6 protein-coding genes are annotated in these 6552 nt (G+C 33.5%); all 6 read right to left on the bottom strand.

The window, feature by feature from the left end:
* Positions 1 to 282 precede the first annotated feature (282 nt).
* Positions 283 to 1887, bottom strand: coding sequence for a DUF6377 domain-containing protein (locus B0E44_RS17865; RefSeq protein WP_077378574.1), 1605 nt, complete (start codon positions 1885 to 1887; stop codon positions 283 to 285).
* 106 nt (positions 1888 to 1993) lie between these two features.
* Complete coding sequence (pyk, locus tag B0E44_RS17860; RefSeq protein ID WP_077378571.1) at positions 1994 to 3424, bottom strand: pyruvate kinase; 1431 nt, start codon at positions 3422 to 3424, stop codon at positions 1994 to 1996.
* Between the two features lie 5 nt (positions 3425 to 3429).
* Entirely contained in the window at positions 3430 to 3918 is a 489-nt protein-coding gene (locus B0E44_RS17855; protein WP_077378568.1) for an IPExxxVDY family protein, read from the bottom strand.
* A gap of 114 nt (positions 3919 to 4032) precedes the next feature.
* Entirely contained in the window at positions 4033 to 4773 is a 741-nt protein-coding gene (gene rnc / locus B0E44_RS17850; RefSeq protein ID WP_077378565.1) for a ribonuclease III, read from the bottom strand.
* The gene (gene fabF, locus B0E44_RS17845) at positions 4774 to 6033 is read right to left on the bottom strand and encodes a beta-ketoacyl-ACP synthase II (protein WP_077378577.1); all 1260 of its coding nucleotides are present in this window, start codon (positions 6031 to 6033) and stop codon (positions 4774 to 4776) included. It abuts the gene before it with no gap.
* A 191-nt stretch (positions 6034 to 6224) separates the two neighbouring features.
* Positions 6225 to 6461 (bottom strand): acyl carrier protein, encoded by a 237-nt coding sequence (locus B0E44_RS17840; RefSeq protein ID WP_007137004.1) that lies wholly within the window; start codon positions 6459 to 6461, stop codon positions 6225 to 6227.
* Positions 6462 to 6552 lie beyond the last annotated feature (91 nt).

Genomic DNA, 6552 nt, shown 5'->3' with positions numbered 1-6552 from the left:
AGTGGCAGGAAAGTAAGTAAAAATTTAAGTCAAAAGTAAATTTGGCTTGATTTTATAACTAATTACATTTTTATTTGGGCGTGACCCTCTCTCGTCCCAAAAGACGAGATCGGGTCGGGCTTTCCGTTCCCGCTTTTTTATATCCCAAAAAAAGGGATATAAAAAGAGCTCCACTTCATCCCTCACGCGAGCAACTGCCAGCTAAGAAAATTGGTGTAAAACAAACTATAAATTTTGAATTAAGATGTAAATGCAATTTGTGTTATTTGCAGAAGAAGAATTTTATTTATTTCCAGTTCCTATTTGCATTACTCTATCTTCAAATTCATCTCTACGGCCAGCTGACTTGTTCTTGAGCTGGGAGCGGTAATTGTATATCGTCGAAATTGAGTAACGAAGAAAGACAGCGATTTTAGCACTGTCTTTTATCCCTAAGCGAATGAGTGCAAAAATCCTTAACTCGGTATTGAGCTGTTCGCCTTCTTTTGGATGAATTTTTTCATTTGGAATGAGCAAATCATTAAACTCACGAATAAAATCTGGGAATAACTGTAAAAAGGTTTTGTCGAAATTAGCATAAAACTCTTTCAATTCATTTTCGATATAATCTTTTGATTTTACGGTAGTCACAAGGTCATTTATTTTTCCTGTTTTTGCCAATACATTGAGTTTTCGCTGGTATTCGTCCAGTTTTCCTAAATAATCTGAACATTGGTCCATATAACGTCCAATATAGATTTCCTTTAAAAAGTTAGCTTCGCTCAAAGTGTTATTGGACAGATTTAGTTTATCATTAGCCAAGCTCAAATCGCTCTTTGCTTTAGATAATTTTTTCATTTGTTTAATGAGTAAAAACAAAAGGGTAAGCAATATGAGTGCTAAAAAGCTGGCACTAATTAAAAATACCGTCAATTGAAACCTGTTGGTTTCGTTTTGTAGCTGATACGATTCGCTGATGATAGGTAGCATCTTCGATATTTCATAGGTTCTCAAGCGGGCATTGCACACAACGGCATCATCTAGAGAACGTTTTATATAAGTATAAGCCCGCTCAATATCGCCATCTTCATAAAGCAGAAAAGCCAATGAGCGAAGAGAAATATATTCTTTTTTGGATAACTGCAAGTCGGATAGGGCGGAAATGCTTAGCCATTCTTTTTCCTTTAATCTGTCATTTTTTTGTTTATAAGCTTGTGAAATTATATAAGATATAATCGCCCTATTAGAATCGCTGTGATGAATTTTTGGAAAATAGGGGAGTAATAAACGCAGCGTTTCATCAGGTTTTTTATAGTCTAAATTCCAATCGGCTTTAGCTATAATATACGATACAGAATTGGTTGGGTAATAGGCGACACTGGAATCCCGGTATTTTTTTGAATGCTGAAGATATTTTTCTTTTTCCTGAGGAGAAGAAGCATTGTCAGCCATTTGTCCATAAATGGTTCGGCTGGCATCGTAAAAAGATCCTTTTAGGGAAGAAGCTGGTGGAATACTAATGGAATTTAGAATATCGATAGCTTCTTTATACATGCCTAATGTTCCCATTATAGACACAAGATTTATTTCGGACTGATTTAATTTATCAGAGTCTTTAAGGATTTTAGCAGCTTGAAGATTTTTTCGGGCATAAGCTAAAGCTGAGTCAGATTGATAGGAACTATAATTGATATACAGTTTTTGTGAAATCTCATATTTGGAAATTGGAATGCTGGTTTTTTTTAAAAGTGATTTAAGCTGGGTAATTTTCTGTTCTTTTTTTTGGGTGTAAAAGGAATTATTTTCAATAGTCTGGTCTATTTCAGATAATAAAGCATCTGAATTTTTTTGTGCAAAGGAACAGTAAGGCAGCAACAAAATAGTGACAAACATTAAAAAATGATTCATTCAGATTGGATTTGTTTCTGTAAAAATAATTAAAATTTTAAATGGAAAAACCGTCTTGAATCTTTAAAGGATTTAAGACGGTTTTATATTTTGTGGAACTAAAAAGTTATTCTATTTCAGAAATTCTTAAGGTATTTACCATTCCTTTTTCAGTAATTGGCATTGCAGCCAAGTTGATTAAGAAATCACCTTTTTTCACAAATCCTTTTTCTTTTACAATATTATTTACGTCAGTAACAGTATCATCCGTACTTACTGATTTTTCATAATAAAAAGATTTAACTCCCCATAATAAATTAAGCTGAGTCAAAATTCTTTTGTTTGATGTAAAAACTAAAATATGTGCAGATGGTCTCCAAGCAGAAATTTGGAATGCTGTGTAACCGCTATTTGTTAAAGTACAAATTGCTTTGGCTTTAATAACATTGGCCATAGTAGCAGCATGTTGACAAACTGTTTTAGTGATAAAACGGTTTGTTCTTACTTGTGGAGAGTTTTGAGGAACTTGAATAAGCGGTGAATCTTCAACTGCTTCAAGAATTTGAGTCATTTTTTGAATTACCTGTACTGGGTAATTTCCGGTTGCAGTTTCACCTGATAGCATCACAGCATCAGCTCCATCCATAACAGAGTTCGCTACGTCATTTACTTCAGCACGGGTTGGAGTCAAGCTGGTAATCATAGTTTCCATCATTTGAGTAGCTACAATTACTGGTATTCTAGCTGTCTTGGCTCTGTGAATTAATTCTTTTTGAACCAATGGTACTTCGTGAGCAGGCAATTCAACACCCAAATCTCCTCTGGCTACCATTAATGCATCGCAATAAGCTACAATTCTGTCCATGTTTTCTAATGCCTCTGGCATTTCGATTTTGGCAATAATTGGAATTTTATATTCAGAGTGTTTTGCAATTAATTCCTGAAGATCTTGTAAATCTCTTGGAGTTTTAACAAATGAAAGAGCAATCCAATCTAATTTCATTTCTATTGCAAAAATGGCATCAGCAATATCTTTTTCAGTCATTGCAGGTAATGAAATTTTAGTATTTGGTAAATTTACCCCTTTCTTCGATTTCAATTCTCCTCCTTGAACAACACGAGCAACAACCTCAGTTTTTTTATCAGTTGAAACTATTTCAAAAATTAATTTCCCGTCATCAAGTAATATTCTTTCCCCAGGATTTACATCATTTGGAAAATTTTGGTATTTCATAAATACTTTCTTTGAAGTACCTATTATATCTTCAGCAGTTGTAAAAGTGATTAAATCACCGTCATTCACAACAACTCCGTCTTCCATTACTCCAACACGTAGTTTAGGCCCTTGTAAATCTCCAAGAATTCCAGTAGTATACCCAAATTCTTCGTTAATACCGCGAATAATGCTTATCTTATTTTTTACGTCTTCGTAATCAGCATGGGAAAAATTTACTCTAAATACATTTACACCTGCTTCAATCATGTCTTTTATGATTTCTCGTGTGCTACATGCAGGCCCAAGTGTGGCTACAATTTTGGTTTTTTTGTTTGTATGCATTTGTATTAAAAAATTAAATTGTTTTTAGATTTTATTTTATTAGTGTCAACAATATATACCGTTGCTATATTGTCTATTGTATTCAATTCATTTTGTATTTTCAAAAGATTCAAATTCTCTTCGCTATTTTCTATTTTCAAAAAGTAATCTACTTTTTTAAATTCGGGAAGCATATACACTTTTGTGAGAACTTCTAAATTTATATTCGAAAATAAACTCTGGTTTTCCTCTTTTTGTTGTTGAATGACTTCGGTTTTATTCTGTATCAAATCCCAGGAAATCTCTTTTTTCTTTTCATAATAATGAAATCTAGAAAAATGAGCTTCTCCTTCCTTAACTGTAATTTGAATTTCTTTTATAGATTTATTCAGATTTACATGAAGTTTTTGATTGATAAAATAAGCCAATCGGTAATCTTCTAATGAAGTATGAATAGCAATAAGACTATAATCAATTTCGTCAAATTCACCAAAATCCAGTTTATGAATTGCCATTCCATTAAAAAATAAGATGTAAATATACTATTTCTATTGTAGCAAAAGGTTGCTCGGGGGCTATGATTTTGATATTTTATTAACGAAAACGATGTAGTATTGACAATAGAATAGCTATTTTCTGTCAATTCTCTCTTGAAATGCGAAGTAAGCGCGTTGTGATGCTTTTTCTTCTGCTTTCTTTTTGGAAGTGGCTCTGGCTTTTGCAATTACTTTGTCATCAATACTAAGTTTTACACCAAATAGACGTTGACCATCAATTGCATTGTCTTCAAATATGTCATAGTAAAATTGCTTTTTCTCCTTTTGACACCATTCGATGACAAGGCTTTTGTAGCTGATTACTTTGCCTTCTAATCTGGCAATGTCTACATAAGGGATGATTACTCTTTTTTGAATAAATTTTTCGCAATAAACATATCCTTTGTCTAAATAAATAGCTCCAATCAAAGACTCGAAAATATTACCATGAATGTTTTCGCCAAAATGATGAACGGGCACTTTACTTTCTACAAATTGAATTAAATTTAAATCTTTTCCCAATTCATTTAAATGTTCTCTACTCACAATTTTAGAGCGCATTTTTGTTAAATAACCTTCATCTCCAAGCGGAGCTTCATTGAATAAATAAGCTGCGATTACGGAGCTTAGCATTGCATCTCCCAAAAACTCAAGTCTTTCGTAATTAACAGGATTTCCTTTGAAATCAATACGATTCGAAGAACGATGTGTAAACGCTTTTTTGTAAAATTCCAATGTTATAGGATTAAATCCTAGAATGGGTTGAATAGCATCAAAAAAAATCCCGTCTTCTAGAGAACGGGATTTTGAGAATATTTTTCTAATTATACGCATTTATGCTTTGTAGTCTAATTTTTTTACCAAAACACAAGCATTGTGGCCACCAAAACCAAATGTATTACTCATAACAACGTTCATTTCTCTTTTTTGAGCAACGTTGAAAGTAAAGTTTAATTTTGGGTCAATATTTTCATCATCTGTAAAATGATTGATAGTTGGGGGAACAATACCATGTTTTAATGAAAGAATACAAGATATAGCTTCAATTGCTCCAGTTGCGCCAAGTAAATGGCCAGTCATTGATTTTGTTGAATTCAAGTTCATTGTATAAGCATGCTCACCAAAAACGTGTAGAATAGCTTTTGATTCTCCAATATCACCAAGAGGTGTAGAAGTTCCATGCATATTTACACCATCGACATCAGTTGGTTCTAAACCAGCATCTCTCAAACAGTTTAACATTACATTTTTAGCGCCTAATCCTTCAGGATGCGGTGCGGTAATGTGATAAGCATCAGCAGACATTCCGCCTCCGCCAATTTCACAGTAAATTTTTGCTCCACGAGCCACAGCATGTTCGTATTCTTCTAGGATTAATGCTCCAGCACCTTCGCCTAACACAAATCCATCTCTGTCTTTGTCCATAGGTCTAGAAGCTGTTTTTGGATCATCATTTCTGGTTGATAAGGCATGCATAGCATTAAAACCGCCCATTCCTGCAATTGTTACAGCAGCTTCTGAACCGCCTGTTACTATTGCATCGGCATGACCTAGTCTAATGTAATTGAAAGCATCAATAATAGCATTTGTTGATGATGCACAAGCTGAAACCGTTGTGAAATTAGGGCCTCTAAGTCCATATTTCATTGAGATTAGACCACCTGCTATATCAGCAATCATTTTTGGTATGAAGAAAGGATTAAACTTTGGTGTACCATCTCCGGCTGCAAAATTAAGAACCTCTATTTGAAAAGTTTCCAATCCTCCAATTCCTGAACCCCAAATAACACCTACTCTGTCTTTATTTATTTTGTCAAAATCGAAACCGGCATCTTTAACAGCTTCGTCCGATGCGACCATAGCGTATTGTGCATAACGGTCCATTTTTCTTGCCTCTTTTCTGTCGATAAAGTCTTCAACATTGAAGTTTTTTACTTCACAGGCAAACTTTGTTCTAAATTTTGAAGCATCGTAATAGGTTATTGGAGCAGCTCCACTAACACCATTGATTAGACCATTCCAAAATTCCTCAATATTATTACCAATGGGAGTAAGAGCACCAAGGCCTGTTACAACAACTCTTCTTAAAACCATAACGTTTTTATTTTTGTTATCTTTTAACAAATAAAGCCCATGCTTTCTATACTATAAGAAGTAACTAAAAGAGACATGGGTATTATAATGTAAATATAATTTGATTGAAGTTCAATCGAAAAATTTATTTAATCAAATAATAACACCCGATTCTTAAAACTTTAAAATTTTAGAAATCGGGTGTGTCATTATTATTTTTTTGCTTCCTCGATGTAAGAGATAGCTTGACCTACAGTAGCGATGTTTTCTGCTTGATCGTCTGGAATTTGGATATCAAATTCTTTTTCGAATTCCATAATAAGCTCAACAGTGTCTAATGAGTCAGCTCCCAAATCATTAGTGAAGCTTGCTTCTGTTACAACTTCGTTTTCGTCAACACCTAATTTGTCTACGATAATCGCTTTTACTCTTGATGCAATGTCTGACATAATCTTTTAATTTTAGAATTTAATTTGTTGGCAAAAATAAAACAACTTTATTTTAAAACAACTATTTAGTGAATAAATGTGAGTACTAATT

Source organism: Flavobacterium sp. A45, assembly GCF_002001005.1.
In the GTDB taxonomy this organism is placed as follows: Bacteria; Bacteroidota; Bacteroidia; order Flavobacteriales; family Flavobacteriaceae; genus Flavobacterium.
The sequence above is the reverse complement of the archived record's forward strand: the minus strand, read 5'-3'. Positions and strand labels throughout refer to the sequence as shown.